Origin of the sequence: Mesorhizobium sp. CA15 (assembly GCF_020165215.1) — a bacterium.
In the GTDB taxonomy this organism is placed as follows: domain Bacteria; phylum Pseudomonadota; class Alphaproteobacteria; order Rhizobiales; family Rhizobiaceae; genus Mesorhizobium.
On record NZ_JAIUHQ010000003.1, the window covers coordinates 99086 to 125086 of the forward strand.

Annotated in this window: 30 protein-coding genes; 11 read left to right on the forward strand and 19 right to left on the reverse strand. The window is 63.2% G+C overall.

What is annotated here, in order from left to right:
* The first annotated feature begins 4 nt into the window (after positions 1–4).
* On the forward strand, positions 5–466 hold the full coding sequence (locus tag LB515_RS07055; RefSeq protein ID WP_140635058.1) for a PaaI family thioesterase: 462 nt from the start codon (positions 5–7) through the stop codon (positions 464–466).
* A 139-nt stretch (positions 467–605) separates the two neighbouring features.
* Positions 606–1244, forward strand: coding sequence for a 5'-methylthioadenosine/S-adenosylhomocysteine nucleosidase (locus LB515_RS07060; RefSeq protein WP_224629518.1), 639 nt, complete (start codon positions 606–608; stop codon positions 1242–1244).
* A gap of 117 nt (positions 1245–1361) precedes the next feature.
* Here LB515_RS07060 and LB515_RS07065 read toward each other — a convergent pair whose 3' ends face one another.
* The gene (locus LB515_RS07065; protein ID WP_224707234.1) at positions 1362–1574 is read right to left on the reverse strand and encodes a hypothetical protein; all 213 of its coding nucleotides are present in this window, start codon (positions 1572–1574) and stop codon (positions 1362–1364) included.
* A gap of 88 nt (positions 1575–1662) precedes the next feature.
* Between LB515_RS07065 and LB515_RS07070 the strand changes: the two genes are divergently transcribed.
* Positions 1663–2133 carry a MarR family winged helix-turn-helix transcriptional regulator gene (locus LB515_RS07070; protein WP_224629513.1) on the forward strand — a complete coding sequence of 157 codons (471 nt, stop codon included), beginning with the start codon at positions 1663–1665 and terminating at the stop codon, positions 2131–2133.
* A 58-nt stretch (positions 2134–2191) separates the two neighbouring features.
* Positions 2192–3757, forward strand: a complete 1566-nt coding sequence (guaA, locus tag LB515_RS07075; protein WP_224707236.1) for a glutamine-hydrolyzing GMP synthase — start codon at positions 2192–2194, stop codon at positions 3755–3757.
* Positions 3758–4190: 433 nt separating this feature from the next.
* Here the strand turns inward: guaA and LB515_RS07080 are convergent, their stop codons facing one another.
* Positions 4191–5300: an AraC family transcriptional regulator gene (locus tag LB515_RS07080; protein WP_224707237.1), complete on the reverse strand. Its 1110-nt coding sequence runs from the start codon at positions 5298–5300 to the stop codon at positions 4191–4193.
* 124 nt (positions 5301–5424) lie between these two features.
* Between LB515_RS07080 and LB515_RS07085 the strand changes: the two genes are divergently transcribed.
* The 6 genes from LB515_RS07085 to LB515_RS07110 all read left to right on the forward strand — a co-directional run bounded on the left by LB515_RS07085 (position 5425) and on the right by LB515_RS07110 (position 10268).
* Entirely contained in the window at positions 5425–6498 is a 1074-nt protein-coding gene (locus LB515_RS07085) for a class I SAM-dependent methyltransferase (RefSeq protein ID WP_224707239.1), read from the forward strand.
* Positions 6499–6722: 224 nt separating this feature from the next.
* Positions 6723–7142, forward strand: a complete 420-nt coding sequence (locus LB515_RS07090; RefSeq protein WP_224707504.1) for a MaoC family dehydratase — start codon at positions 6723–6725, stop codon at positions 7140–7142.
* 178 nt (positions 7143–7320) lie between these two features.
* Positions 7321–7686: a VOC family protein gene (locus LB515_RS07095; protein WP_224605967.1), complete on the forward strand. Its 366-nt coding sequence runs from the start codon at positions 7321–7323 to the stop codon at positions 7684–7686.
* A 309-nt stretch (positions 7687–7995) separates the two neighbouring features.
* Complete coding sequence (locus LB515_RS07100; RefSeq protein WP_224707240.1) at positions 7996–8316, forward strand: hypothetical protein; 321 nt, start codon at positions 7996–7998, stop codon at positions 8314–8316.
* 26 nt (positions 8317–8342) lie between these two features.
* Positions 8343–9554 (forward strand): amino acid permease, encoded by a 1212-nt coding sequence (locus tag LB515_RS07105; protein ID WP_263490213.1) that lies wholly within the window; start codon positions 8343–8345, stop codon positions 9552–9554.
* A 132-nt stretch (positions 9555–9686) separates the two neighbouring features.
* Positions 9687–10268 carry a sigma-70 family RNA polymerase sigma factor gene (locus tag LB515_RS07110; RefSeq protein WP_224707244.1) on the forward strand — a complete coding sequence of 194 codons (582 nt, stop codon included), beginning with the start codon at positions 9687–9689 and terminating at the stop codon, positions 10266–10268.
* Positions 10269–10271: 3 nt separating this feature from the next.
* Here LB515_RS07110 and LB515_RS07115 read toward each other — a convergent pair whose 3' ends face one another.
* The 12 genes from LB515_RS07115 to LB515_RS07170 form a co-directional block, all read right to left on the reverse strand.
* The gene (locus LB515_RS07115; RefSeq protein WP_176477115.1) at positions 10272–10433 is read right to left on the reverse strand and encodes a hypothetical protein; all 162 of its coding nucleotides are present in this window, start codon (positions 10431–10433) and stop codon (positions 10272–10274) included.
* A 122-nt stretch (positions 10434–10555) separates the two neighbouring features.
* Positions 10556–10693, reverse strand: a complete 138-nt coding sequence (locus LB515_RS07120) for a hypothetical protein (RefSeq protein WP_224527667.1) — start codon at positions 10691–10693, stop codon at positions 10556–10558.
* A 192-nt stretch (positions 10694–10885) separates the two neighbouring features.
* Positions 10886–11104, reverse strand: coding sequence for a hypothetical protein (locus LB515_RS07125; RefSeq protein ID WP_095768881.1), 219 nt, complete (start codon positions 11102–11104; stop codon positions 10886–10888).
* Between the two features lie 59 nt (positions 11105–11163).
* Positions 11164–12078 carry a class I SAM-dependent methyltransferase gene (locus tag LB515_RS07130; RefSeq protein ID WP_224707245.1) on the reverse strand — a complete coding sequence of 305 codons (915 nt, stop codon included), beginning with the start codon at positions 12076–12078 and terminating at the stop codon, positions 11164–11166.
* On the reverse strand, positions 12075–13067 hold the full coding sequence (locus LB515_RS07135) for a GNAT family N-acetyltransferase (protein WP_224707246.1): 993 nt from the start codon (positions 13065–13067) through the stop codon (positions 12075–12077). The genes LB515_RS07130 and LB515_RS07135 overlap by 4 nt, the downstream gene beginning before the upstream one ends.
* Positions 13067–14128, reverse strand: coding sequence for a glycosyltransferase (locus tag LB515_RS07140; protein ID WP_224707247.1), 1062 nt, complete (start codon positions 14126–14128; stop codon positions 13067–13069). The genes LB515_RS07135 and LB515_RS07140 overlap by 1 nt, the downstream gene beginning before the upstream one ends.
* Before the next feature lie 18 nt (positions 14129–14146).
* Positions 14147–15082 (reverse strand): beta-xylosidase, encoded by a 936-nt coding sequence (locus tag LB515_RS07145; protein WP_140542290.1) that lies wholly within the window; start codon positions 15080–15082, stop codon positions 14147–14149.
* Positions 15075–15836: a TIGR04290 family methyltransferase gene (locus LB515_RS07150; RefSeq protein ID WP_224527677.1), complete on the reverse strand. Its 762-nt coding sequence runs from the start codon at positions 15834–15836 to the stop codon at positions 15075–15077. The genes LB515_RS07145 and LB515_RS07150 overlap by 8 nt, the downstream gene beginning before the upstream one ends.
* 2 nt (positions 15837–15838) lie before the next feature.
* Complete coding sequence (locus LB515_RS07155; protein WP_095768876.1) at positions 15839–16642, reverse strand: nucleotidyltransferase family protein; 804 nt, start codon at positions 16640–16642, stop codon at positions 15839–15841.
* A complete protein-coding gene (locus LB515_RS07160; RefSeq protein ID WP_224707248.1) occupies positions 16642–17739 on the reverse strand; it encodes a glycosyltransferase in 1098 nt (365 codons plus the stop codon). Before LB515_RS07160 ends, LB515_RS07155 begins: the two co-directional genes overlap by 1 nt.
* A 14-nt stretch (positions 17740–17753) precedes the next feature.
* A complete protein-coding gene (locus tag LB515_RS07165; protein WP_224632603.1) occupies positions 17754–18350 on the reverse strand; it encodes a histidine phosphatase family protein in 597 nt (198 codons plus the stop codon).
* Complete coding sequence (locus tag LB515_RS07170) at positions 18347–19450, reverse strand: inositol-3-phosphate synthase (protein WP_140844510.1); 1104 nt, start codon at positions 19448–19450, stop codon at positions 18347–18349. Before LB515_RS07170 ends, LB515_RS07165 begins: the two co-directional genes overlap by 4 nt.
* Before the next feature lie 153 nt (positions 19451–19603).
* On the opposite strand from LB515_RS07170, the gene LB515_RS07175 reads away from it, so the two are divergent.
* Positions 19604–21352 (forward strand): hypothetical protein, encoded by a 1749-nt coding sequence (locus LB515_RS07175; RefSeq protein ID WP_224707249.1) that lies wholly within the window; start codon positions 19604–19606, stop codon positions 21350–21352.
* On the opposite strand, the gene LB515_RS07180 is transcribed toward LB515_RS07175, so the two are convergent.
* From LB515_RS07180 to LB515_RS07200, 5 genes are all read right to left on the reverse strand, one after another.
* Positions 21353–21538 carry a hypothetical protein gene (locus LB515_RS07180; protein WP_095768871.1) on the reverse strand — a complete coding sequence of 62 codons (186 nt, stop codon included), beginning with the start codon at positions 21536–21538 and terminating at the stop codon, positions 21353–21355. It lies immediately after the preceding gene.
* A gap of 78 nt (positions 21539–21616) precedes the next feature.
* Positions 21617–22678, reverse strand: a complete 1062-nt coding sequence (locus LB515_RS07185; protein ID WP_411965891.1) for a UDP-glucuronic acid decarboxylase family protein — start codon at positions 22676–22678, stop codon at positions 21617–21619.
* Positions 22675–23784 (reverse strand): glycosyltransferase, encoded by a 1110-nt coding sequence (locus LB515_RS07190; protein ID WP_224707250.1) that lies wholly within the window; start codon positions 23782–23784, stop codon positions 22675–22677. Before LB515_RS07190 ends, LB515_RS07185 begins: the two co-directional genes overlap by 4 nt.
* Complete coding sequence (locus LB515_RS07195; RefSeq protein WP_224707251.1) at positions 23781–24875, reverse strand: glycosyltransferase; 1095 nt, start codon at positions 24873–24875, stop codon at positions 23781–23783. Before LB515_RS07195 ends, LB515_RS07190 begins: the two co-directional genes overlap by 4 nt.
* On the reverse strand, positions 24872–25999 hold the full coding sequence (locus tag LB515_RS07200) for a glycosyltransferase (protein ID WP_224707252.1): 1128 nt from the start codon (positions 25997–25999) through the stop codon (positions 24872–24874). Before LB515_RS07200 ends, LB515_RS07195 begins: the two co-directional genes overlap by 4 nt.
* Between the last annotated feature and the right edge of the window lie 2 nt (positions 26000–26001).

Consider the following 26001-nt stretch of genomic DNA (forward strand, 5'->3'; position numbering starts at 1 on the left):
CGCCATGGCGGCAGCCAAGATCGTACCCGCTCCGGATTTCGAGGAACGCGTCAGGGCGTCCTTTGCCCGCCAGGAGGCGATGGCGACAATCGGCGCCGAGCTGACGCTGGTGACGCCTGGCATCATCGAGATCGAGATGCCGTATTCCGCCTCGCTGACCCAGCAGCACGGTTTCCTGCATGCCGGCGTCATCTCCACGGCGTTGGACTCCGCCTGCGGTTACGCGGCCTTTTCGCTGATGCCGGAGAATTCCGGCGTGCTGACCATCGAGTTCAAGGTGAACCTGCTCGCGCCGGGCAGGGGCGAGCGGTTCCTGTTCCGCGGCTCCGTGACCAAACCCGGTCGCACCATCATCGTCGCCGACGGCCAGGCCTACGCCTTCGCCGCCGACGGCGAGGCCAAGCTGATCGCCACCATGACCGGCACGATGATGACGGTGGTCGGCCGCGACGGGATAGAGGGGTGAGGAGCGGTCCGCGCAGCGGACGAAAAGCTCCCAAATGGGCTTTTCGAGCGACGAACGCCCGGAGCCATAGCGAAGGGCCGGCAGGCGGCGAGGCACGTTGTCCCTTTCGCGTCGTCGTAGCAAATAGGGGTAAAGCTTCATGACTGTCGAAGTGTCACGCCTGTCGCAAAAATCCGTTCTCTTCGTCATGGCGGCTGAGGCCGAATACGGCCCGCACCTGAAGAACCTGTTCACACCGCTGATGACCGGCGTTGGTCCGGTCGAGGCCGGGGTCAGGCTGGGCGCCGAGCTCGCGGCGTTGAAGGCTGAAGGCGCGCTTCCGGACCTGGTCGTCTCGCTGGGCTCGGCCGGCAGCCGCAGGCTGGAGCAGACCGAGATCTACCAGGCCGTGTCGGTGAGCTATCGCGACATGGATGCTTCGCCGCTCGGCTTCGAGAAGGGCGCGACGCCTTTCCTCGACCTGCCGGTGTCGGTGCCGCTGCCCTTCGTCATTCCAGGCATCAAGACCGCCACGCTCTCGACCGGCGGCGCGATCGTCTCCGGCGTTGCATATGACGCCATTGATGCCGACATGGTCGACATGGAGACCTTTGCCTGCCTGCGTGCCTGCCAGCTGTTCGGTTTGCCGCTGATTGGGCTCCGCGGCATTTCCGACGGCGCGGCCGATCTCAGGCACGTCAACGACTGGACGGAATATCTGCACGTCATCGACGAGAAGCTCGCCGCGGCCGTCGCCCTGCTGGAACAGGCGATCGGCGGCGGCCTGCTTGGTGGCTGACTGCCGGTTGGATCAGGCAGCAAGGCGTTGTGGATCGCCGAAATCGATGCGTGAAATGCGTCCACGGGAGGCTCCTGTCGCATCGATATAGTCGATTGCCCCCGCTGCATGATCGAGTTACCACGCGCCGGCGGGGCCGTTTTTCCATTCGACCTTGTAGCCGTCGTCAAGCAGCGTCCAGGTCCCGTGAAAGCGCGTGCCATCCGGCAGGAGCATGTGCGCCCGATCGTCGGTTTCATAGTGGATGAAGGCGTTCTTGCCGCCCATGTCGATGACATGCGTGGTTCCGACCATGATAATGGCCAGCGTGTCCCTGTTCAGTATCGTCATTGTTCCTGTCCGCGGGGTTTGCGTTTCTCGAATGGCCTCGACGCCCAGAATATCGTCAAGTATCTTGACCATACGGAGTTCGAATTAGATGGTCAAGGAGCTTGACGAAAAAAACGATGGGCTGCCCAATCACGTCGGTTGGCGGCTGTGGCAGGCGAGCCGTGCCTGGCAGGCGGAATTCGCCGCTGCCATGCGGGCCGCCGGCCACGCTTGGTTCAGCGAAGCGCGCGCCGGCCTGCTTGGACACATCCCGCGCAACGGCACGCGCCAGTCGGCGTTGATTGAGCGCGCGGCCACCTCCAAGCAAGCGGTTCAACAGTTGCTCGACGGCCTGGAGGCGGAAGGCGTGCTGGAGCGATTGCCCGATCCCCGGGACGGGCGCGGCAAGCTCGTGCGCTATACGCGCAAAGGCCTAGATGCCTTGCGCGACGGCGATCGCATCAAGCTTCAGATCGAACGCGGCTATATCGATCGCATCGGCGAGCAGCGGTTCGCGGCGCTGATGGACGCCTTGCGCTCACTTGACGCCGAGCAGGGAGAAGCACCAGCATCGAAGTGAACGGCGCGACCGCGCGCAACCCATTGCGCCGACTCGTTTCTTTCTCTAAAGGCTCGCCATGACGACGACAGCCAATCATCCCGACACCGTTCTGATTGTCGATTTCGGCAGCCAGTTCACGCAACTCATCGCCCGCCGCATCCGCGAGGCCGGCGTCTTTTCCGAGATCGTGCCGTTCCAGTCGGCCGAAGCGGCCTTCAAGCGCATCAAGCCGAAAGCGGTGATCCTGTCGGGCGGCCCGGCCTCGACCACCGACATCGGCAGCCCGCGTGCGCCGCAGGTGGTCTTCGACGCCGGCGTGCCGGTGCTCGGCATCTGCTACGGCCAGATGGCGCTCTGCGTGCAGATGGGCGGCGTCGCCGAAAGCTCCAACCACCGCGAGTTCGGCCGTGCCTTCGTCGAGATCGAGAAGGAGAGCCCGCTGTTCGAAGGCCTGTGGGCGCCTGGCCAGCGCCACCAGGTGTGGATGAGTCACGGCGACCGGGTCATCGAGTTGCCGCCGGGCTTCAAGGTGCTCGGCAAGTCGGAAAGCTCGCCCTTCGCCATTTTCGGCGATATCGAGCGCAAGATGTACGGCATCATGTTCCATCCGGAAGTGGTGCACACGCCGGACGGCGCCAGGCTGCTCAGGAACTTTGTCCACAACATCGCCGGCATCGAGGGCGACTGGACGATGCGCGCCTATCGCGAGCACGCGGTCGAGACGATCCGCAAGCAGGTCGGCAAGGGCAAAGTCATCTGCGCGCTTTCGGGCGGCGTCGACTCCTCCGTCGCGGCGCTTCTCATCCACGAGGCGGTCGGCGAGCAGCTGACCTGCATCCTTGTTGACCACGGCCTGATGCGCAAGGACGAGGCCAAGGGCGTGGTGGAGATGTTCCGCCAGCACTACAACCTGCCGCTGATCCTGGTCGACGCCTCCGACCGTTTCATCTCGGCGCTGGAAGGCGAGGCCGACCCCGAAAAGAAGCGCAAGACCATCGGCCGGCTGTTCATCGAGGTGTTCGAGGAAGAGGCGAAGAAGCTCGGCGGCGCCGATTTCCTGGCCCAGGGCACGCTTTATCCCGACGTCATCGAAAGCGTCTCCTTCTCCGGCGGCCCGTCTGTGACGATCAAGTCGCACCACAATGTCGGCGGCCTGCCCGAGCGCATGAACATGAAGCTGGTCGAGCCGCTGCGCGAATTGTTCAAGGACGAGGTGAGGGCGCTCGGCAAGGAGCTCGGCCTCCCCGAAAGCTTCATCGGCCGCCATCCTTTCCCCGGCCCCGGCCTTGCTATCCGTTGCCCGGGCGGCATCACGCGCGAAAAACTGGAGATCCTGCGCGAGGCCGACGCCATCTATCTCGATGAGATTCGCAAGGCCGGCCTCTACGACGCCATCTGGCAAGCCTTCGCGGTGTTGCTCCCGGTGCAGACGGTCGGCGTGATGGGCGACGGCCGCACCTATGAATTCGTCTGCGCGCTGCGCGCCGTCACCTCGGTCGACGGCATGACGGCGGACTTCTACCACTACGACATGAACTTCCTCGCCGCCGCCGCCACCCGCATCATCAACGAGGTCAAGGGCATCAACCGGGTGGTGTATGACGTGACGTCAAAGCCGCCCGGGACGATCGAGTGGGAGTGAGGGGTGTGGAATACCCTGGTGGGCTTGGAGGGGAATAGCGTAGAAAGTAGAGGGTTACGGGATAGTTCGTTGATCATCTGCCCTCCATCGTCTCTTCGAGCCGTTGTTTGTACCAAGTCATTGATTTGACTGGCAGTCGACGTTCGCGGCGGACGAACCATGCCGATCCATTTGACGGTTCTTCCGACGGTTCGATCAGAAGTCGCAGGATGCCACGGAGAAAAGACCGTCAGGAATTGTGATCGTTCTTACGGTCTCTCCTGACGCCACCCGCCTTCCGGCGACCGCGGATATTTGAGAAAGTGCGAATTGTCGTAGTTGCGCTACGATTCGGTGACATCGAGCTTAATTTGGCCGAGTGCGGAATTGACGCAGGGGCGGCCGTACCCATCGGTCGGCATGCCGCGGTTCGAAGCCTCATGAGCGGAGCCATTCAAATCGATCCCGCGGCCGATGGTTCTGAATTCTTCTCTGCGGCGGAATTGGAACGAGTCGCTCGCAGGCGGCGATAATCGCCCGGCGATCGGCCGACCCAGCGCCGGAAGGCGTGATTGAACGCGCTGACTTCAGAGTAACCGAGTGAAAAGGCGATCTCACCCAGCGCCAGCGTCTCATTCTCCAAGAGGTTCAACGCCAGCGTTTTGCGAACGTCGTTCAGCAGGTCGTTGTAATTCACGCCGGCTTCCTTCAGCCGCCGCTGCAGTGTCCGCACGGAGGTGCTAGTCGCATTGGCGAGGTGCTCGATGCCGATTTCGCCCTTGACCAGCGCGCGGGCGATCTCGCGCCGCAACTGCTCGATCGCGCCGCGTTGTTCCGGCAAAGCGGCGAGCCGAAGATCGCCGTAATGGCGCATCAGGCTCTCGATCATGGCATCGGCCGTCGCCATTGGCCGTTTAAGCAGGCCGGCGTCGAACCGGATGCCGGCCCAGGGGTGGCCGACCCGAATATTATCGCCCATGATCTCCGCGCGACCGCGGCGTTCCGCGGGCGTTTCATCCGCCAATTGCGGCAGCAGGACTTCCTGCGGGGTCCAACGTGGATCGCCGAGCCCGACGCGCATGAGGTTGCACGCGAAAGCGATCGCCCAGTCGCCTTTCTGCCGGTACGACATCATCAGCGGGTCAATGTAGTAGGAATACACAAAGGCGACCCCATCGCTCACTTCCACACCATGAACCGTGGCGTCGACCATGGTCGGCAGATAGCGACCCATGGATTCCAACGCTTCGCCTACCGTGCGCGAGGCCAAGGCGATGTTGCCGACGACGCCGGCGTGGCGCGGCTCGTACTGAGCTCCGAACTTTAAGCCGAATTGCCGATCCTCCAGGACGTCAGCGCAGATTTCCAGCAGCTCCAGATAGCGAATGAGCGGTACGCGTCGGTCAGGGTCGGTCAGGTCCCCCGGCTCGAGCTCGGCACGGCGCAAGGCTTCGCCTGCATGACCCCCGCGCGAGCGCATATAGGCGTCGAGGCCGTAGACAATGCTGGCCAGATTAATGGTCGGCGTAGCGAGCTTGGCTGCCGCGCGTCTTTCCGTCGTCATTGGCACGATCTCGCAAGGCTTTGGCGGAGTATATCAAGACCTGCTTCCCTTTGCCGAATATCTCAGGCGCGCAGAAAGCGGCTGCTTTCGGCCGCGCTACACTAACGCAAAAGGGAAACCGGTCATGACCCAGTTCACACCACCGCCAGCGCCGAGCGAAGTCGAAGCTTTCATCGGGCGGGTCGTTACTGACCTCGGCGCCGCCTTTTCCGGCGTGCTCGTCAATGTCGGACGCAAGCTCGGACTCTATCAGGCGATGGCCGATCTCGGCGCCTGCACCTCGACGGCGCTTGCCGAAGCCACTGGCATTCGGGAGCGCTATATCCGTGAATGGCTCGCCAATCAGGCAGCCGGCGGCTATGTCGCCTATGATCCCGCGAAGCAGACTTACGCGCTGCCGCCGGCGCAAGCGATGGTGCTGGCACTCGAGCAGAGCCCCATCTTCATGGCATCTGCCTTCGAGGTCGCGGCCTCGTTCTGGCTCGACGAAGACCAGATCGTCGCGACCTTTCGCTCGGGCGAAGGCCTGGGCTGGCACGCGCATAACCATCTCTTGTTCTGCGGCACCGAGAGCTTTTTCCGCACCGGCTATCGTGCATGTCTGGTGAACGAGTGGCTGCCGGCGCTCGATGGCGTCGTCGAGCGCCTGAAGCGCGGCGCCCGGGTTGCCGACATCGGTTGCGGACACGGCGCCTCCACCATCTTAATGGCGCAGGCGTTCCCCAAATCGAGTTTCATCGGCCTCGATTATCACCACGGGTCGATCGCGACCGCGCGCACGCGCGCCGCCGAGCAGGGCGTGACCGGCAACATCGCTTTCGAAGTCAAGTCTGCGACCGAATTCGACGGTGAAGACTTCGATCTCGTCTGCTTCATGGACTGCCTGCATGATCTCGGCGATCCGGTCGGCGCGCTCGCGCGCTGCCACGAGGCGCTCAAGCCCGATGGCAAGGTGCTGCTGGTGGAGCCCTATGCGGGCGATCGGCTGGAGGAGAACCTGAATCCGATCGGCCGCATGTACTACGCCGCATCGGCGATGGCATGCACGCCGAACTCGCTGTCGCAGGAAGTCGGGCTCGGCCTCGGTGCCCAGGCGGGCGAAGAGCGACTGCGCAAGGTGGCGCGCGAAGCAGGGTTTTCCAGCCTGCGGCGCGCCGCGCAGACGCCGGTCAACCTGATCCTCGAACTGACTCCCTGAGCGGCGACGGTCGGCCCGGCATCACTCATGGTTCCGCCCTGGCCTGTACCCCCACTCGCCTCGAGCCCGCGAGGGCTACGGCAACACCGTCGCATCCACCCTGCAAGCTATCGGAGACGATCATGACGACGAATACTGACACTCAGCCCAAACCCGCGATCCCGAACCTAGATCATGTCCAGGATAATCCGACGATTGAGTGGTTCGACGATTTCGCACTGGGCATGCGCTTCAGGAGCCGCGGGAAGCGGATCATGCGTGAAGACATCAAGCGCTTTGCATCGGAGTTCGACCCGCAGCCGATTCACCTCGACGAAGCCGCTGCCGCTCTAACGCCGCTGAAAGGCCTTGCGGCCTCTGGCTGGCATACTGCCGCGATCGCAATGCGTCTGTTGGTCGAGGTTGGTGCCAGCGGGCGGCATCCCCTGTTGGGTATAGGTGTGGATGAATTGCGCTGGCTCGCCCCCGTTCGGCCGGACGATGTCCTCCATCTCGAAGGTGAAGTGACCGAACTCATTCCATCGAAAACGAAGCAGCAAGGGCTCGTCCGGACCAAGTGGACGGCGTTCAACCAACGCGGCGAGCCGGTCTACATGTTCACGCCGATCAGTGTGGTGCCGCGCCGGCCCGTAGGCATGGGATAGGAGGATGTATAAGCGATTGGAGACCAGCGACAGATAGAAATCGAGCGACGCGGCTCCGCAGGCGGTAGACGCCCAGGTCGTGTTCTCATCAGCCGACTGGCAGACTATTGGCCGCGATCGCCAAGGAACCACATTCCCATCGGCCAGTTCACTTTCTTTGGTGAAAGGAGCACGGGCCATGGCGTCCATCCGATACATTGTGACAGACGTTGACACTTCGGTCGCGTTTTATCGCGATAACCTCGAGTTCGAGGTGGACATGCACAACCCTGGCAAGTTCGCAGCGCTCATTCGCGATGATCTCACGCTTTACCTTAGCGCTCCGGGGGCAGGCAGTGGAGGAACTGCTGGCGGCAAACCAGAGCCTGGCGGGTGGAACCGATTCATGATCGTCACGAAGGACATAGATGTCGTCGTCGGCCGGTTGAACGATGCAGGCGTCAAATTCAAAGGAGAAATCAGCGAGGCGGGAGCTGGTCGCGCCAGACTTCTGGAAGATCCGTCGGGCAATCTGGTTGAGCTGTTTGAATTCAAGAAGAAATGAGTGCGCGCAGATCGTCAACAACGACGTTCATGTTCATGCGCTTCGCAAGTCCGACGAATGCAGCTGAGGGAGCTGCCCGGCTGGCATTGAAGTGCGTGGCCGCACTTGATGCCACAGTCGCTGAAACCAAGCAGACAAGCAATCCGAGCCGCTCGCGCTGCGCGACCGCCCCATAGCGCCCCGAGATCCGCTCGCGGCCGGTGATTCCTAGCGACCGGCCCATTCCCGCCCGCCCTCAGAATCGGAAGGCGCAGCCGAGGAACATTCTTCTCCCCGCGCTATTCGGGAGAAGTTTCTCGGGACAACGACATGTCGATACTGGCCTGGATTCTCGGCCGCCGCCTGGCAAATCAGGAACAGTCGCAACGCAAGATCGGCGTGTTCGAGGGCGTGCCGGCAATGGGCCTCGATGGGCTGGGTTCGTCGGCCTATGGGCCGGAAGCGGCGCTCACGATCCTGATCCCGCTCGGCGCGGCGGGTCTCGGCTATATCGGTCCGATCATGGGCGCCATAGTCGGTTTGCTCGCGGTCCTTTATCTTTCCTACCGCCAGACCATCGCCGCTTACCCCGGCAATGGCGGCGCTTATATCGTCTCGCGCGAAAATCTCGGCCGCAATGCACGGCGATGACCGGCGTAGAGGCGGTCAGCAACGGCATGACCGCATTCAAGGATCCGCCCGTCAGGCACGGCCGGCGCACGCTGGCGGCGATCTGTCTGATCCTTGGACTGCTGCTCGGCGGCATCGCCTTCCTGTCGGCACGCTACCGCATCGGTGCGATGGATCAGGAGAAAGACGGCTATCAGAGCGTGCTGTCGCAGCTTGCGCATGCCGTCGTTGGCGACGGGGTCTTCTACTATGTCGCCATCGGTAGCCTGCTTTGCGTGCTGGCGCTTTCGGCCAATACAAGCTTCGTCGATTTCCCCCGCCTTTGCCGCATGGTGGCGGAAGACGGGTATCTTCCCAAGCCCTTCGCCATGGTTGGCCGCCGGCTCGTTTTCTCCATCGGCATCCTTTACCTCGCCTCGTCGACAGGACTGCTGCTGGTCGTGTTCGGCGGCATCACCGACCGTCTGATCCCGCTTTTCGCCATCGGCGCCTTTCTGACCTTCACGCTGTCGCAGACCGGGATGGTGATGCACTGGGTAAGGGCGCTTCGCACGACCAAGGATACGAGCCGGACGGGCAACCGGATGCATCTGGCGATCAACGCGTTCGGCGGCATAGTCACCGCGCTGGCGCTCATCGTGATTGTCGTCGCCAAATTCAGGGAGGGCGCCTGGATCACGGTGATCGTCATCCCGGTTGTGATCCTCCTGCTGCGGCTGGTGAGGCGCTATTACGACCAGCTCGAGGCAAGTCTGCGCGAGCCCGGGAAAGTCGATGTGAGCAGCACCGAGCCCCCAGTCGTTCTTGTTGTGACCCAGCAATGGAACAGGATGGCGGACAAGGCGCTCAGCTTTGCCTTTCACCTGTCCGAAGATGTCATCGCCGTCCATGTGGCGCGGCTGTCGGGTGAAGAGAGCGACGAAGAGCGCGCAATTCGCGGGAGGTGGTCGCAGGATGTGGAAGCGCCGGCGAGGGCGGCTGGCCTGCGCCCGCCACGCCTGCTTCTCCTCAATGCCGACTACCGGCTGATGTACGAGCCGTTATTGAAGGAGATCAAGGCGCTGCGCGGCGAGTTCGACGGCCGCACCATTGCGGTGCTGCTCCCAGAGGTCGTGCCGCCCAATTGGTGGCAATATATGCTGCATACGCAGCGCGCTCGCCGATTGCACGCCAAACTGCTCGAGTTCGGCGGATCGGACATCGTGATCATTTCCATGCCTTGGTATATCGAGGAACCGAAGATCGAGGCGGCCCGTTGAATATTGCCGCTCCCTTCGATCACGCCACCTCACCAAAAGTTTGGCCGAGCGATGGAAAACAGGAACGTTCCGATTTCTCAAACATTCTCCCTAGTCTGCACTGCGTAATTCCTACTTGCTGGGGCCGGAACATTGTCATTCAGAGAGCATAATCTGCCGAACCCCAGCACCGAGGAGATCTCCATCGTCACCCTCATTCCTGCCTTGCGGGCTTTTGCGCGAACCTTCTGTCGCGTGCCCGACGATGCCGACGATCTTGTGCAGGAAACGTTGACCAAAGGGCTCTCCAACCTGGACAAATTCGAGCCCGGCACGCGCCTGAAGTCCTGGCTCTTCACCATCATGCGCAACACGCACTACACGCGTGTCAAAGCGGCGGCCAGGGAGGCCCCCGGGCTGCTCGACTGCGCCTCCAGCCGGCCGATTTCGGAACCGTCCCAGGATTGGTCCGTGCAAAGCAGGGAAGTGCATCAAGCCATCCAGAAGCTGCCGTCCCATCAGCGTGAGGTCTTGATGCTGATCGGCGTACTGGGCGTAAGCTACGAAGAAACCGCGCAAATATGCGGTTGCGCTGTCGGCACCGTCAAAAGCCGCCTCAACCGCGCCCGTGCCGGCGTTCTGGAATTCCTCGGAGAAAGCTCGCCGCAAGCGCTGATCGAGCCACGACGTCAACTTTCGGACAATCATTGGGATACAGAGGGCGCGAGGCGCTAAATCCTACCGGCGCTGGGCTGCTGTCATGACTTTGGCCTCTCTCATCAACGAGGCCCAATTCAGACCGAGCAGAGAAACAAGTTCGAGCGCTTGCGCTTCGGTGATGCCCGTCTGCGCGACCAGCCGCCGAACGAGTTCGTCCACTTCCGGAGTTCTGCCAGCCATCGGGATGATCCCCAATCGGCTACAACGACTAACTTATGTTAAGGTTCCACCGATCACGCGACAGCGAGCGATATCGTGCCTTCCCGTCTCCAAGGAATGCCGCATCCTTGCTGGTGACATCTTCAACCGCGCTCACCCGCCATGTCGCCTTTGCGCTTTTCGATCAGAGCGTTCTGCAGTTCGAGTGCAAGCCTTGTCAGCCGGTCAGGGACCTCCTCCCGCTCGATAGCGTTCAGCAGCGATGCGATCTCCTGGTCCAAGCTCTGGATTACCCGGGCGCAAAGGTCGCGCTGACTCCTGTGAGACATGGCATTCTCTTAACAAACAGAGGCCCCTTCAAATCTCACAGAGGCATAGCCGACCGGCCTATGCAAGGCGCTTGCCGCAGGCTGTGGGGTTTCCGGTCCGTTGTCCCCGGATTTTGCGGCAAGAGGTGATCTGGAAACATCAGCTCAATCCTTGGGAAGGCGGTTCGCAGCGTGATCCTGATACTGATCGGATTTGATCCGGTTGCCGTCCAGACCTCGTTGCTCGGTGTGCTGCTTCTTGTCCCGGTTGGACAGCACGTCGTTCTCGCCGACCATGTCCTTTGCAAGCGTCGTCTTGGCTCCGGTTCCGGAACCCTTGCCCTGGCTGCCGCGGCCCATCTGTTTCTTACCGCCGGATGCCATCTGCTTCTCCCTGTTCTGCTGGCCTGGAACTGTTCGGTGACCGAACTGCCGCCGGTGCGTTATGTTCCGCCGTCACGACGGACAAGAAAGACCATGCCGTCCCAACTGCCGAACGGCATTTCGCCGTCGACCACGAGGTCCATGCCGCATGCATGAGAAAGACGGCTGATGTCGCCGGAATCGATACCCGGCGATGTCCGATAGGAATAGTTGAGGATCGCTGCCATTCCTCCCCGCCGCAGCACGCGCGCGATCTCGATGAAATGCCGCTCGGCAATCCCGGCGAGCACCAGGTAAGGAAAACTGTCCAGGGCCAGCACGCCGTCAAAGCTTGCATCGGCGAAATCACCGAGATCAAGGCCTGAGGTCAGGTGAAATTCCACATTGGCAAGGCCGGCGCATCGCCGGCGCGCGATTTCGATCATTCGCGACGAGATATCGATGCCGACGACATATCCTGCGTGGGTGCCGAGCGCATGTTCGAGACGCCCGATGCCGCAGCCGATGTCGAGTATGTCCTTATGGGCACCAACGAAGCCCTGCTGTTCCAGCCATGCGACAATCTCGGCGGTGGTGGTCGACAGCCTGTGCTCGTCGCCAAGCGAGGACAACTGGACGCTGGCCGCGGGAGATATGGCGGCCGCCCGATCGAAGCTGCCGGCCAGCCGTTTGACGGTCATGGCGGTCGGTTCGCTATCCGGCCAGTCATGCGACACGCAGGCAGCCGCTCTGCGGACCTTGTCGAAGGCGTCCGCCTTGCCACGCAGCATCGTGGCGACCTCCTCCAGCCAGCATCGCCGGAGAGCATGGCTTGGACGCATGTCCAGCGCGATATCCGCCAGTTGCGCCGCGCTGGTCGTCTTCTCGGTATAAACGGCCAATCTGGCCAGCGCGTTGTCGACGGAAAGGCCGTCCGTCATGCAATCCTCGAGCAGGCGCCTGGCAATCGCGCCGGGTTGCCTCGCGACGTTCACGGCGATGCGCTCCTGGTCCAGACCTTCTGCGCCGTCCAGCGGTCCTTCGCGCCCCAGCCATATTTGTAACCTTCCCTGCCGCGCAGGAAATCGAACTCCAGTGCGCCCTCGCTGGCGGCTCCGGTGATGGCATGCCCGATCAGAATCGCGCCGGGGCTTTCGTCGGCATAGGCCGGATCGAAACCGCCAAGATAGGCATAGGCCCGGTCGCGGTGATGAAAACCGTAATAGGCGCCGACGACGGCATCGTCGATCTGGATCGTCAAGCATCGCGCCATGCCGTTATCGGCAAGCCGCGGCAGGGCCCGGCGATGAAATTCCACAGCCGTGTCGGACAGGACGCCACCGCCATGGCGGGTCCAGCGCGCGCCATGCAGTCGGATGAGCCTGTCGAGAAATGTCTGCGGATCGGATTCGCCGCGGCTGACAATGACGGCTCCTCTTCGCCGGGCAGCTCTCTCGGCGCGGCGCAACTGACGCCTCCGTCTCGCCGGAACCGAGCGGGCCAGAGTCCGATCGCCGTCGAGCAACAGCACAGGACAGGCCGCGTGCGCCATCGACCGGCGCTCTTCGGCATTCGGCAGCTCAAGGCTCAGCGATATGGCGTCGGCCGAGAGATCGGGCAGGATCCACTGCGACCATTCCAGCGACAGCGCCGCTTCGGCTATGGCGGCCTCGGTCTCCGCCTCCAGTTCCGGCGCGCACAAAATGTCGAGATAGTCGCTCAGCGAAATTCCGATGGGGAGCATGCGCTGACCGCCATCATGCCTTTCGATATAGAGCGGCGCCAGTCCGGCGAGTTCGTCTCCGCTCCACACGGCAATTGCGGTGAGATCGCCTGGCGCGAATGTACGCCACCAGGGGATGAGCCAGGCAGGAGACTGGAACGGCGTGGCCGAGATGCTCCGCCCCCAGAGCTGCCACCAGCACGGCTCGAGGTCCTCGAACGTCCCTGGATCGCGAATGATCTCGGTGCGCAGACCGCCCATCACGCGATTCCCAGCAAGGTGCGGCGGGTGCCAAGCTTGGCCAGCGCTTCGTAAGCATCCATGTAGGATGTGACCATGCGCTCAAGCGAGAAGCGGCGGCGCGCCTCGGCCCGGCAGGTCTCATGGTCCAGCGCTCCAGAATGGACGATGGCCTTAGCCATCTCCTCGACGTCATTGACCAAAAATCCGGTTCTGCCATGCTGGACGACGTCGGGAAGGGCGCCATTCGGGAAAGCGACGACCGGCGTGCCGCAGGCAAGCGCCTCCATTGCGACAAGCGAGCTTGTTTCGGCGGCAAGGCTGGGGACGACCAGGCAGCGGGCGGCGTTGAGCAGCCGCCGTTTGGCGCGAAACCCCAGCGGCCCGAGAAAACGCCGCTGCCGATCGAGACGAGGACGGACCTCGTCGGCGAAATAGCGCAAATGGGTCTCATAGGGATAGACGTGGCCGGCGATCGCCAGGGGAGTGCCGGCGCGCTTGGCTGCCTCGATTGCGAGATGGATGCCCTTTTCGGGACAGACGCGGCTGAGCACCAAAGCGAAATCGCGCCGCAGCCGGGACTCGTTCAGCGCATCGATATCGACGCCGTTTGGAATAGGCTTCGCAAGCCTCGACCCTGCCGGCGCTGTCCGGTGCTGCGCCTCCGAGACCGCGTGCAGCCACAGGTCCTCGCGCGACGGCCCAAGCACTTCGGAGGGATACCAGCCCAGCGGCAGGTGCAACGTCACCAAGGTTGGGCCGTCGGTGGGCAGATAGGCATCGAAGTCGATGCCGTGGAGGTGAACGACGTCGATAGGCCAGCGCGCCCGGGCGGCCGCGATCGCGTCGCGATGCGCCTGCTGGGCCCGGTCCTTCGCCGCCTTATCGAGCACGCCTGCTTCGGCCGGTGTTTCCACCAGGACGCCGGCCGTCTTTGACCCATGGCAGGCGACGACAACCGACCGGTGGCCTTTCTCAACCAGCGCCCGGTCCAGCGCCGACAGCACCTGCTCGGCGCCGCCGACCGCATCCGGCCCGACAGGCGCGAGGGGGTAGGCGACGTTGAGGACAGTCAGCGTCATCGCCGATCGAGCCGGAATTCACCATGCCGCCGACACGCGCCGCGTTCGTGTCATGTCGTCGCTGATCGCAGGAGCGTAGCGGCGGATCATCGCGGCGCAGAATTCGGCGAATTCCTCGGGCACCTGCGGCGGACTTGTGTGGTGGGGCTGGAGACCGCGGTGCTCGGGCGTGAAGCAGAAGGTCACCGTGACGTTGAAGTCGGCGAGCGCTTCCATCTGGCGATCGAACCAGTCCAGCGCGTTCGGCCGGAAGCTGTCCGCCCAGGACAGGCCAGTGCGCAGGTGCGTCACGCCCAGTCGGTGCATCCAGGCAACGGCATCATCCAGCCGATGGTCCTCGAAATGGAACCACTGTACCAGGCCCATTTGCGGGGTGTGGCGCACGAACTCCTCAAGCGCCGGCTTAGGCGTGCCGTCCTCGCGCAGCAGGCCCATGTAGAAGTGCCTGTAATAGGACGAGCCTTCCGCCTCGCGATGGCGCGTCGTCGCCTCCCACGAACGCGGCAGGTCATAGAGGCTGTACCACTGCACCCGCGGCGCGATGCCAAGCAGCAACTCGGCCGTGCGGCGCAGGCCCCAGAGCTGGATCTCCTCGGCGCCGAAGGTCGACACGCCGACTTCGCTGACCCAGATCGGCAGATCGGTGATGGCGGCGATCTCGCCGAGCTTCTGCGGCCATTCGTTGATTTGCCAGAGATTCCAGTCGAGCGGGAAGCCATGCACCGCGACGGCGTCGACATGGTCGAGCACGCCGAAATCCTTCATGCGCGTCATGAAGCCGGCATCGATCGGCGAAATACCGCCCAGCACCTTTGTGACGGCCGGGTTCTCGCGGTCGATCGCATCGGCCGCCAGGATCGCCATCGAGGCAAAACGGCTCCAGTCCGGATCTAGCTCGGGATCCCAATGCGATTTGTTATTGGGCTCGTTCCAGATCATCGCGGCTTCAATCATCGGCCTCTCCTTTCGCGGGATAGACGGCGGCGCCGTCGGACGGATTGCCGGCCGCACGGCAGAAATAGACCTCGTCCTCGGGGTGGAGCACGATTTCGAAGCCGGCGCTGCGCAGCATCGCTTCGGTGCAGGCGCGGTTTGGAATCCACCAGTTGGTCGGGTCGTCCGCATAGCGATGCTCGATGAAGTGCAGTTTCGGAAATTCAGGTTGATCGAAGAGGTCGCGTGTCCAGAAATGGTAGTTCTGTTCGAGCGGCAGGACGTCCCCGCTGCCCCTCTGCATCGACTGGAAGATCATCAGGTCGCCTGCGACATGCGCGCGGATCAGGTCGAGCGCCAGCAGCGGATGGCGTAGGTGGTAGAGCACACCCATGAACAGCACGATGTCGAAGCGCTCGCCAAGCGCCCCGACGTCGTAGACGGACATTTCCCGGAATTCGATATCGCAGCCGGCGATCTCGGCGGCGAAGCGCGCTTGGGCGAGGTAGGCCTGGTCGAAATCGATGCCGAGCACGCGATCGGCGCCGCGCTTCTTCATCTCGATCGAATAGAAACCGGCGTTGCAGCCGATATCGAGCACGGACATTCCCGAAAGGTCAGCCGGAATGGCATCCGCGAATTTGCGCCATTTGATCAGCGGATAATTGCCGAGGAAATGATCCGGCGCGGTTTCCACGCCCGCAAGCTCCATATTGTGGAACCACGGTCCCAGTGCGTCGATGCGGCGGCGTATTTCCGTGCTGGAATGCAGCATGGCTAAGCTCCTTCGCCTGGAAGGGTTGGCACCGTTGAGAGATCTTGCGATGCGAACATCGGCGGGGTCTCATCTTCAACGACATCGTTGCTTTCGAGCAGCCTGAGCGCCGTGCGATATCCATCGAAAGTGCCGACGTCGACATAGGCCGTTCCGGCCTTGACGCCGTAAGCCTCGCCTCCGGCTGCGAGATAGGCGTTGATCAGCGTGCCGAAATACTCGTCGAAGCCGTCGCGCTGGCGCCACAGTGCCGCGAGCTGGTGGAAGATACGGCCAGGCATCTTGAAGGCGCCCCAGACCCAGTTTGTTGCGGCATCAGCTTGCTTGACCTGGATTTGCTCGACACGTCCGCTCTGATCCAGGACGACGGCATCGAAGAGTTCCGGGCGATCGACCGGAAACATCAGAAAGGACAGCCGGTCGTCGGCCAGGCGGCAGAAGCCGTCCTCGGGGAACCAGATCGTGTCCGGCAGGCCGATCAGGACCGTTTCTTCCGGCGTGACCAGCGGCTCGGCACGGAAGATCGCATCGCACAGTCCGATCGGGGAGGGCTGCGCGACGAAGATTGCTGCGGCGGTGTCATAACCCGCGGCATAATATTCGAGAATGTCCGACTTGCCGGAACCGATGATGAAGCAGATGCGGTCGACGCCGTTTCGGACCATCCGCCGCACCAGATATTCGCTCACCGCACAGGGGCGCTCGGTCTGCCCGTCCAGCCGGCTGCCGACCGGCAGCAGCTCCTTGGAAAAACCCAGCGGCTGAATGCGGCTGCCGCGGCCCGCGGCAGGCACGATCCCCAACATCAGACGGCTTCCTCCATTGCTCCACCTGCCATGGACGCGGCGGCGTTCAAGATGCGATCGAGTTCGGCGGCGCGGTGCGCGGACGTGTGCTCGTCGAGGACGCGTTCACGGGCGCGGCGGCCAAGCGCCTCGATTTCGTTGTCCGACAGGCCAAGCGCGGCGACGACATCGCCGGTAGTGTGTGCCAACAGAATCTCGCTGCCGGGCGTGAAGAAGCTGTCGAGGCCGGCCCAATCGTCGGAGATGATCGCGGCGCCGCAGGCAGCTGCCTCGAACAGCCGGCCTGACGGGCACCAGCCCTTGCGAGCCATCGCCTCGCGGGTGACGTTCAGCGTCAGGCGCGAGGAGGAAAAGAAGGCGGGGTGATCCGCCGGCGGCAGGTGCCTGACGAAGAAGATATTGCCGCTCCATGGAAAGTCCGGCGGATATTGTGCGCCGCCGATGATGAAGCGGCGGTTCGGCAGCTGGGCCGCTGGAGCTACGAGCAGTCTTTCGACGGCCGCCTGCCGGTCCTCGGCATAGGTTCCGAGATAGGAGAGATCGCCGGCGAACTCGGACCGTGGCGGGGCCGGCCGGTGCCGGTTGGGGTCGACATGTCCGTATAGCGGCAGGACATGGCGCACGCCGAGAATACCCTTCAGCGCATCGATCGCCGGTCCTCCGGTATAGCTCAGGATCAGGTCGAAATCGCGCAGGCCATCCGGCTCGAAATAGGCCGGATAGTCACCTTGCTCGATTCTCGCCAGCGTTACCGGTGTATCGAGATCGTAGAACACCTTCAGCCCGCGGCAGCTCTCGTTGGCGAGCCGCGAGGCCCTCACGGCGTCCGGACAATAAGAGGTGACTATGACCACGTCGGCCTCCCGTATCGCGGCCTCAGCCTCATGGCGGATACTCTCCCAGTCCGGGTAGAGAATGATGTGGCAAGCATCGAGCCGGTCGAGGTCCCTGGCACCGGCGTAATAGGGCGTGTCGCGCTCGAAGAAGCTGATCGACCAGCCAAATGGGGCCAGAGCGCCTATCAGCCCGCGCCAGAGCGTGGCATGGCCGTTGCCCCATGAGGACGTGACGGTGAGACCGAATATGACCATGCGCATCGCCGGCCGCTCCGTCAGGGGAGTTCGTTGAGGCGGATGAGCTTGGAACCCCAGTCGCCATGAACGACTGTGGTGACCGAGGCCGGCGCGATATCGAAGCGGAAGCAGTCGCCGAGCTGCAGGCCGAGAATCGCGCAGACGGCCGCCTTGATGACGTCGGCGTGGCTGATAAGAGCGATGCACTGACCCTGCCCATTCTCGCGCAACGCGTCCATCAGGCCGACGATCCTGTGTTGGACATCCAGCATCGTCTCGCCGCTGGGCGTGCGGGCGCTCTGGCGCTGGTCGTTCCAAAGCCGCCAGCTTGCGTCGCCGTTCAGTTCTTCGAAGGTCTTGCCGGACCACTCGCCGAAGTCGATCTCATCGAGTTCTTTGCAGATCGCGATCTTCTCGACCTCGCAGGCGATCGCGATCGGCTTCGCGGTCTCCAGCGTGCGTTCGCGCGGACTGCTCAAGATGGCGGCGAGCGGCTCGCGCGCCATGCGGCGCGCGAGATGCAGCGCCTGCGCCTGTCCGGCCTCGCCGAGGCGAACGCCATCGAGCCGCCCGGCCAAGTAGCACCCGACATGATCATGAGCCGCGTGGCGGATGAGAAAGAAAGTCGTGGTCATTCGGCGGCATCGAGCAACGGCTCGTCCCCGCCGGCGATGAAGGCCAATGTGCGCAGCCGCGCCTCGGCGTCGGTGAACTGCTGGGGCGGCGACTTCATGAAGTAGCTGCTGGGGCCTGTGAGCGCGCCGGCAATGCCACGGTCGAGGGCCAGCTTTGCGCAGCGGACGGCGTCTATGACCACGCCCGCGGAATTGGGCGAATCCCAGACCTCCAGCTTGAGCTCGGCATTGAGCGGCACGCCGCCGAAGGTGGTGCCTTCGACCCGTATATAGGCCCATTTGCGGTCAGTCAGCCACGGGACATGGTCACTGGGACCGACATGGATGTTGCCGGCCTCGAGCGGGACGTCGATCTGGCTGGTGACGGATTGCGTCTTGGAAATCTTTTTCGATTCCAACCGCTCGCGCTCAAGCATGTTGAGGAAGTCGGTGTTGCCGCCGAAGTTGAGCTGATAGGTGCGATCGATGCGCACGCCGCGCTCCCGGAAGAGATTGGCGAGCAGCCGGTGCACGATTGTTGCGCCGACCTGGCTCTTGATATCGTCGCCGACGAGGGGAAGACCGCGCTCCTCGAAGCGCTGGCGCCATTCCGGCCGCGAGGCGATGAAGACAGGAATGCAATTGACGAAGGCGCAGCCGGCCTCAAGCGCGCATTCGGCATAGAAGCGCGTCGCCTGTTCGGAGCCGACCGGAAGATAGGATATCAGCACCTCGACCCCGCTCCCCCGGAGCCGGCCGGTTACGTCTGCAACCGGTTCATCCGACTCTTCGATCTCGTCCCGGAGATATTTGCCGATGCCGTCGAGTGTTGGGCCGCGCTCCACACGGACGCCGGTCGGCGCGACATCAGCAAAACGGAAGGTGTTGTTGGGCGCGGTGTAGATCGCTTCCGCCACATCGCGCCCAACCTTGTTTTTCGCGACATCGAAGGCGCAGACGACCTCAATGTCGTCGACATGATAGCCGCCGAGGTCGGCATGCATCAGCCCGGGGATCGGCTCGTTGCCGTTGGCGTGGCGATAGTAGGAGAGACCTTGCACAAGAGATGACGCGCAATTGCCCACGCCAACGATGCCGATGCGAACTTTCTTCGATGTCACGAAACCGCTGCCTCTTTGCTGAAGGTAAGTTCCTCGCGCCGAACCGGGAGCGACCTCGAATGTTCCTTCGCGCCGCGAAAAATTGCTGAGCCGGATCTCGGATCAAAGAGGCGCCGCTTCGCGTTGGCGGCCAGACAGCGGGATAGGAGCCGCATGATCGTCTTCGGCGACCACAAGCGAACGCGCAGCGCACAACAGCTGAGGGAAGCTGCCTTGGCCGCAGCGGCAGCACTCGGCGATCTGCCCGCCGGTATCGAACGTCACGCCGCCGTGGTCGATCTTTTCGTCAGCGCCTCCGAACTCGTGCAAGGCCTTGCCGATGCGGAATTCGACACCAGGGGTGCTGATTGCAATTCGTCGACACAGAAGCTGGGGTCGGAAATTCTCGTCGAGTTGTCGGAGGAAGTGCTGCGATCCTGGCAACAAGGATTTGTCCGGAGCGGAGCGCTCGACCCGTTGCTGCTTGCGAAGCTTGCCACCATCGATTGTAGCAGCGAAATAATCACCGGCCCGGCCGAAGGCTACGCGCTTTATGCGCTATATCCGGAAACCTATCTGCTTGCGGCGCTGCAGTCGGGTCTCGACGCAAACACCTGCGTCATCGGGATCCGCGGCATCGGTCTCGGCCTCGCGGCGATGGTCGCCGCCGCGCTGCATGCGCCGCCGCCCGTCAGTGTGCGGCCGATCGGGCACCCGTTTAGCCGCCACATATGCGCCGCGCCCGAACTCCTCGGCGGCTGGCGCGACAGACCTCATGCCAAATTTGCCATCGTTGATGAAGGTCCGGGCCTCTCCGGCAGTTCCTTTCATGCTGTCGTTGCCTGGCTGCGCCGGCAGGGCATCGACCAGGAGCGCATTCATCTGTTCCCGAGCCACCGCGGCGGGCCGGGCGTGCAAGCTTCGGCAGACATGCAGGCTATTTGGAGCCACTGCTCACGCCATGTCGCGGATTTCGAAGCGGCCTTCGATGGATGCGTCGCGCCGAACCTTCGCCACTGGGTGGCGAACCTGCTTGGCAAGCCCGATGTCGAACTCTGCGAGATTTCCGGCGGCGAATGGCGCAAGCATATTTCCACGCCACCGGAGCATTGGCCTCCGGTGTTTGCCGGCTTTGAGCGGCGAAAATTCATGGCACGGGCGGGCACGGAGCGTTGGTTGGTCAAGTTCGCCGGTCTCGGCGGGACCGGGCAGCACAAGCTGCACACGGCGAGGTCGGTGCACAGGGTCGGTTTTGGAACGCAGCCTGCCGGACTCTGCCACGGCTTCCTGATCGAGCGTTGGACAGAGGCGGACAGGCTGGATCGGACAGAGCTGGCCAGGGACCTCCTGGTCGAATGGCTTGGACGCTATCTCGGCTGGCGCGCTGCCGCGTTGCCGACCGAAGAGGCCGGCGCCTCGCTTGATGGGCTTGCGGACATGGCCGTGCAAAACTGCAGGGAAGCCTTGGGGGAAGGGCCGGCCGAAGCATTAAAGGGTTGGTTCGCCCGCCACTCCTCACATCCCTTCCTGCGGAGGATCGAGATCGACGGACGCCTGCACGCGTGGGAATTTCTGGTTAGGCCGGACGGAACCCTGCTCAAGACGGACGCCGTCGACCATTGCCGCTCGCATGACATTGTCGGCTGTCAGGACATAGCGTGGGACATTGCAGGCGCGACGGTGGAATATCAGCTTTCCGACGCCGAGCTTTCGAAGCTGATCCAAGGCATCGAGGCACAAATGTCGCGTGCCGTCGATCATTCTTTGGTGGATTACATGGAGCCCTGCTATCTCGCCTTCCAGCTTGGGCTATGGACGATGGCCGGACAGTCGACACACGGCGATGAGCGAGTAAGAGCCACGCGCGCCGCCGACCGCTACCAAACCGGGCTTTCGCGTTTTATCGAGCGCGCGAGGAGCTGATCAGTCCAGCCTGCGCAGCATGTCCGCTTCCTGCTCCAGAATTGTGGCCACTTCCTCGCGCTGCAGATGTGTCATCATGAGGCTGACGCAACATTCGAGATAGGTGATGGAGGCTCGCCGCAGGAACGCGGCGGTTTCGGCCGCCGCCATCTGGTCGATGTCCTTGATTGGTCGCTTCGGCTGCACGGTTCTTCTCCATGACGGTTGTCATGTCCAACCGCAATCCCGGTCGGTTGTTCCGCTACAGTGAAGGAAGCCACCGCCTCAGAGCTGAAGGTTCCGAACTTTTCCGGCCTCAGTCCTGTTGACCGGAGCGATAGGCTCCATCGCGAGGTCGTCGAGGCTCGAGAAAAAGGCGATGGTTTGCAGCAGGCCTTGCCTGAGAGGCACCTTGGGCGACCAGCCGAGAAGCGCCCTTGCGCGGCCTATGTCCGGCCGCCGGCGGCGCGGGTCGTCCTGTGGCAAGGGCAGGAATTTCACGGGCGATTTGGTGCCGGTCAGTTCCCGAACCAGCCTTGCCAGTTCGAGGATCGAAAACTCGCCGGGATTGCCCAGATTGACCGGCTGTCGGGGATTGGGATCGACATCCATAAGGCGCCGCAATCCTTCGATCATGTCGCTGACATAGCAGAATGACCGGGTTTGCCGGCCGTCGCCGAATATCGTCAGCGGCCGTTTCTCGATCGCTTGCATGACCAGGTTGGACACGATGCGGCCGTCGGCCGGGTCCATTCTGGGACCATAGGTGTTGAAGATGCGGGCGATGCGAATATCGGCCATCTCGGCCCGCAGATAATCGAAGCAGAGCGTCTCCGCGGTGCGCTTGCCTTCATCATAACAGGCGCGCGGTCCTGTGCAGTTGACGTGACCGACATAGTCCTCGCGCTGTGGGTGCTGTTCCGGATCGCCGTAGACTTCGCTGGTCGACGCCTGCAGGAAGCGGGCGCCGTTGCTTGCGGCGAGCTCGAGCAGATTGAGCGTTCCGATCACACAGGTGCGCGTGGTGTGGACCGGATCGGCCTGGTAGCGGGGCGGCGATGCCGCGCAGGCCAGGTTGAAAACGCGGTCGACAGTCTCGCCAAGTTCCAGCGGGACGCAAACGTCCTGCTCGATCAGCCGGAACCGGGCTTGGCCGATCAGCGAGCTGACATTCTCCATTCGGCCGGTAAGAAAGTTGTCGACGCATATGACGCGATACCCTTCGTGAAGCAAGGCCTCGCATAAATGCGAACCGAGGAAACCGGCACCGCCGGCGACAAGCGCCGTCTGTGTCTGCTGAACCCTTCTTGATCGCCGCATCTGCAAAGTCTCCTGTCTGCTATTCATGCTGCACTTTCCACGTTCAGATCGATCGCCGCGCGCGCATGGACAGACCGGGTCAAAGCCTGAACGAATTCACGCGCCCGAGCGCCGCCGGTGTGGCTTGCAAGCACCGCCTCGCGTGCCGAACGGGCCATATCGAGTCTGGCCCGCTCCGATTTGGCTGTGAGGATTTCCTGCACGTCGCCGGCACTGGCTGCGGTCTCGATCGTCGATTCCGGGAAGAAGCTATCGAGACCGGGCCAGCGGTCGCTGATGATCGGTGTGCCGCAGGCAGCGGCCTCGAAGAGCCGCACGCTGGGCGACCATCCTGCCGCGATCATCGACGCGCGCGTGAGGTTCAGCGTGTAACGCTGGCGGCTGTAGAAGGCGGCATGTTCGGCGGGCGGCAGATGCTCGATCCGCTCGACATTGTCCGGCCAGGCGATATCGGACGGATATTGCGAGCCGGCGACGACGAAGCGGCGCTCCGGCAGGTGGCGCGCCGGCTCTAGCAGCAGCGCTTCGAGGGCGAGCTGCCGGTCGGCGCTGTATGTTCCAAGATAGCCGAGATCCCATTCGATCGCGTCTCTGGTGCGATGGTGTCGCTTTGGATCGACCGAGCAGTAGAGCGGCTCCGTTCGGCGGGCGCCGAACTCCGATCTGAGGCGCTGCAACGTCGGTCCGCCGGTGAAGGAGAAGTAGACGTCGAAATAGGGGATCTGCCTGCGGGCAAGGTAATCGCAATCGTCCTCGGCAACCCGCGCCAGCGTCACTGGCGTGTCGATGTCGTAGAAGCAGAACTGTCCAGTGCACAGCGAAGCGAGGTCGTCGATGATGGCCCTGCCTTCCGGCACGAAGGAGCCTATCACCACCGCGTCGGCCCGCTGCAGCTCCTGCCGGTGATTGCGGGGCAGCTCGGAGACTGTCTGGTAGTAGCGCAAGTCGCAGAAATCGGGGTCGCGCAGGTCCCGGTGATGCGCGTACCAGGGCACGTCGCGTTCGAGGAAGGTGACGCGATGGCCGAGCTCGTTGAGCGCGCGCAGCAGTCCCCGGAAAGTCGTCGCGTGGCCGTTGCCCCAGGATGAGGATAACGAAAGTCCGAGAAAAACGATGTCGAGCGGTTTCGTCATTCCGCGGCCTCCATTGCCCGGCGCTCGAAATGCGCCTTGAAGATGTCGTCCACCAGGCGGGCTCTCAGCGTGTAGGTATGCTCGGCCAGAACGCGCCGCAGCGCTGCGGCGCCGATCGCCTTCGCCCGTTTCGGGGTCAGCGTGCGCACGATCTCGGCGACGTCGGCACCATCCCGCGCGACCAGGATCTCTTCGCCTGGGGTCAGGAACAACTCGACGCCGAGCCAGGCATCGGTGATTAGGCATGCGCCCGCGCCCGCCGCTTCGAAGACACGTGTCGCGGGCGAAAACCCGTTGGCCGCCATGCTGTCGCGGCTGATGTTGAGCACCGCCTTCGGCGTCACGTTGAAGGCGTTGTGATCGCGCGTACCGACATGGCCGAGCCACGAAACGTTCGCCGGCAAGGGCTTGTCGCCCCAGCCGGATCCGCCGAGCAGGAAGCGTTGGCTGCCAAGCACACGAGCCGGATCGAGGAAGAAGGCATCGACGCGCGCCTCGCGGTCGGGCAGCCGATTGCCGAGGAAAGCCAGATCGCAGGCAAAGCGCGGATTCGCGGCGACCGGATGATGTGTCTCAGGATCGAGCGCGTTGTAGATCGGCACGCATTCCGCGGCGCCGAGCGCGCGATAATCCCAAACCACGGGATCGCCGCCGCCATAGGTCAGCACAAGGCCGATCCTCTTCAACGCCTCATGCAGCGGGTGTTCGGCATGATTGCGCAGCTCGCTTAGGGTCGCCGGCGCATCGACGTCCCAGAACACGGTCAGCGCATCCGGGCGAGCGCTGTCGAGAACCGCATGCAGCAGCGCCTCGTCCTCGAAGCCGACGCCGCTTGCCTTGACCACGACGTCTGCCTGCGCGGCGCGCGAGGCGACCTGCATCAGCGCATGCGCTGTCGGCTCATAGACGACGACGCTGCACCAGTCCGGCGCCTCGATATCGCGATGCTTCTGGCGATCGTAGACATCGGGCTCATAGAAGACGATGTCATAGCCGCGCTTCGACAACGCCTTGAGCAAGCCCCGGTAATAGGTGGCCGCGCCGTTCCAGTAGGACGACAGAAGGCTCGATCCGTAAAAGGCGATCTTCATGCAACGGCCTCCCTTGCAGGTTTGATTTCAGCGACCTCGCGATTGCCGCATGCGGCGAGGATGTCGAACAACTCGTCGACGCGGTGTCGGCATGTGTGGCGCGCAAGGATGGTTTCCCGACCGGACGCAGCCAGCGCCTCCGCACGCTGGCTGTCGTTCAGCACGTCGCGAAGGTGATCCCGCATCTCGGCGCCGTTCCGGGCGAACAGGAAATCCGTGCCGGCACGGAACAGTCCTTCGACATCCGACCATGGCGCCGAGACCAGCGGAATGCCGCAGGCCATCGCCTCGAACATGCGTATGGTCGGAATGCCGGGCAGGCTCTCCCGATAAGGCCGGCGGGGGATGTGCATGGTGACGCGATGCCGGGCGAAGCTCTTCGGCACGTCGGCATTGGCAATCCAGCCATCATAGCGCAGCCCTGCCTCGGCAAGGGCGGCTCGGGCGTCGGTCGGATAGCGCACGCCGTGCACGGTTCCCGACAGCGCGAGAGCGCTCGCCGGCTCGATCAGGAACTCGGCGATCTCGGCGCTGCGTTCGTCGTCGCCCCAATTGCCGATCCAGACGAGGTCGGAGACGGGCTCGACATCCGGGCACGGCTTGAACAGCCGGTCGTCCGCCGCCTCATGCCAGGTGAAGACCCGTTTGCCCCAGCCGGCGCGAAGATAGCTCTCGCGCAGCACCTCGCCGAAGACCAGCACTCCGTCATAATGCTCGAGCTGAAGTGCCGCTATCGCCTGCGTCGCCGATACGGCGCGGTGATGAGTGTCGTGGAACAGGAGCGTGAAATTGCCATAGGCTCGCGCCTGTCCGATGCGCGCGACAAGATCCTTGTCCGTCCATTCGTGGACAATCACGACATCCGCGCCGGCGAGCCAGGCTTCGTGTGCGAAGCCGGGGCCATAGGTCAGCGCCATCAGCTCCGGGAAATCCTTGCGGAAGCGCTCGACAGCGAAAGGGCCTTGCTCGGCAAGCAGATTCGATCGGCTCCAGCCGTCGGCGGGCTCCAGCGCGATCGCCTCATGTCCGCGCGCGACGAGCTCGCGCATGATGCCGCGCTGGAAATGCGCGTTGCCGTGATTCCAGTCGGAAACGGCGGAGTGGGTGTAAAACAGGAAGCGCATGG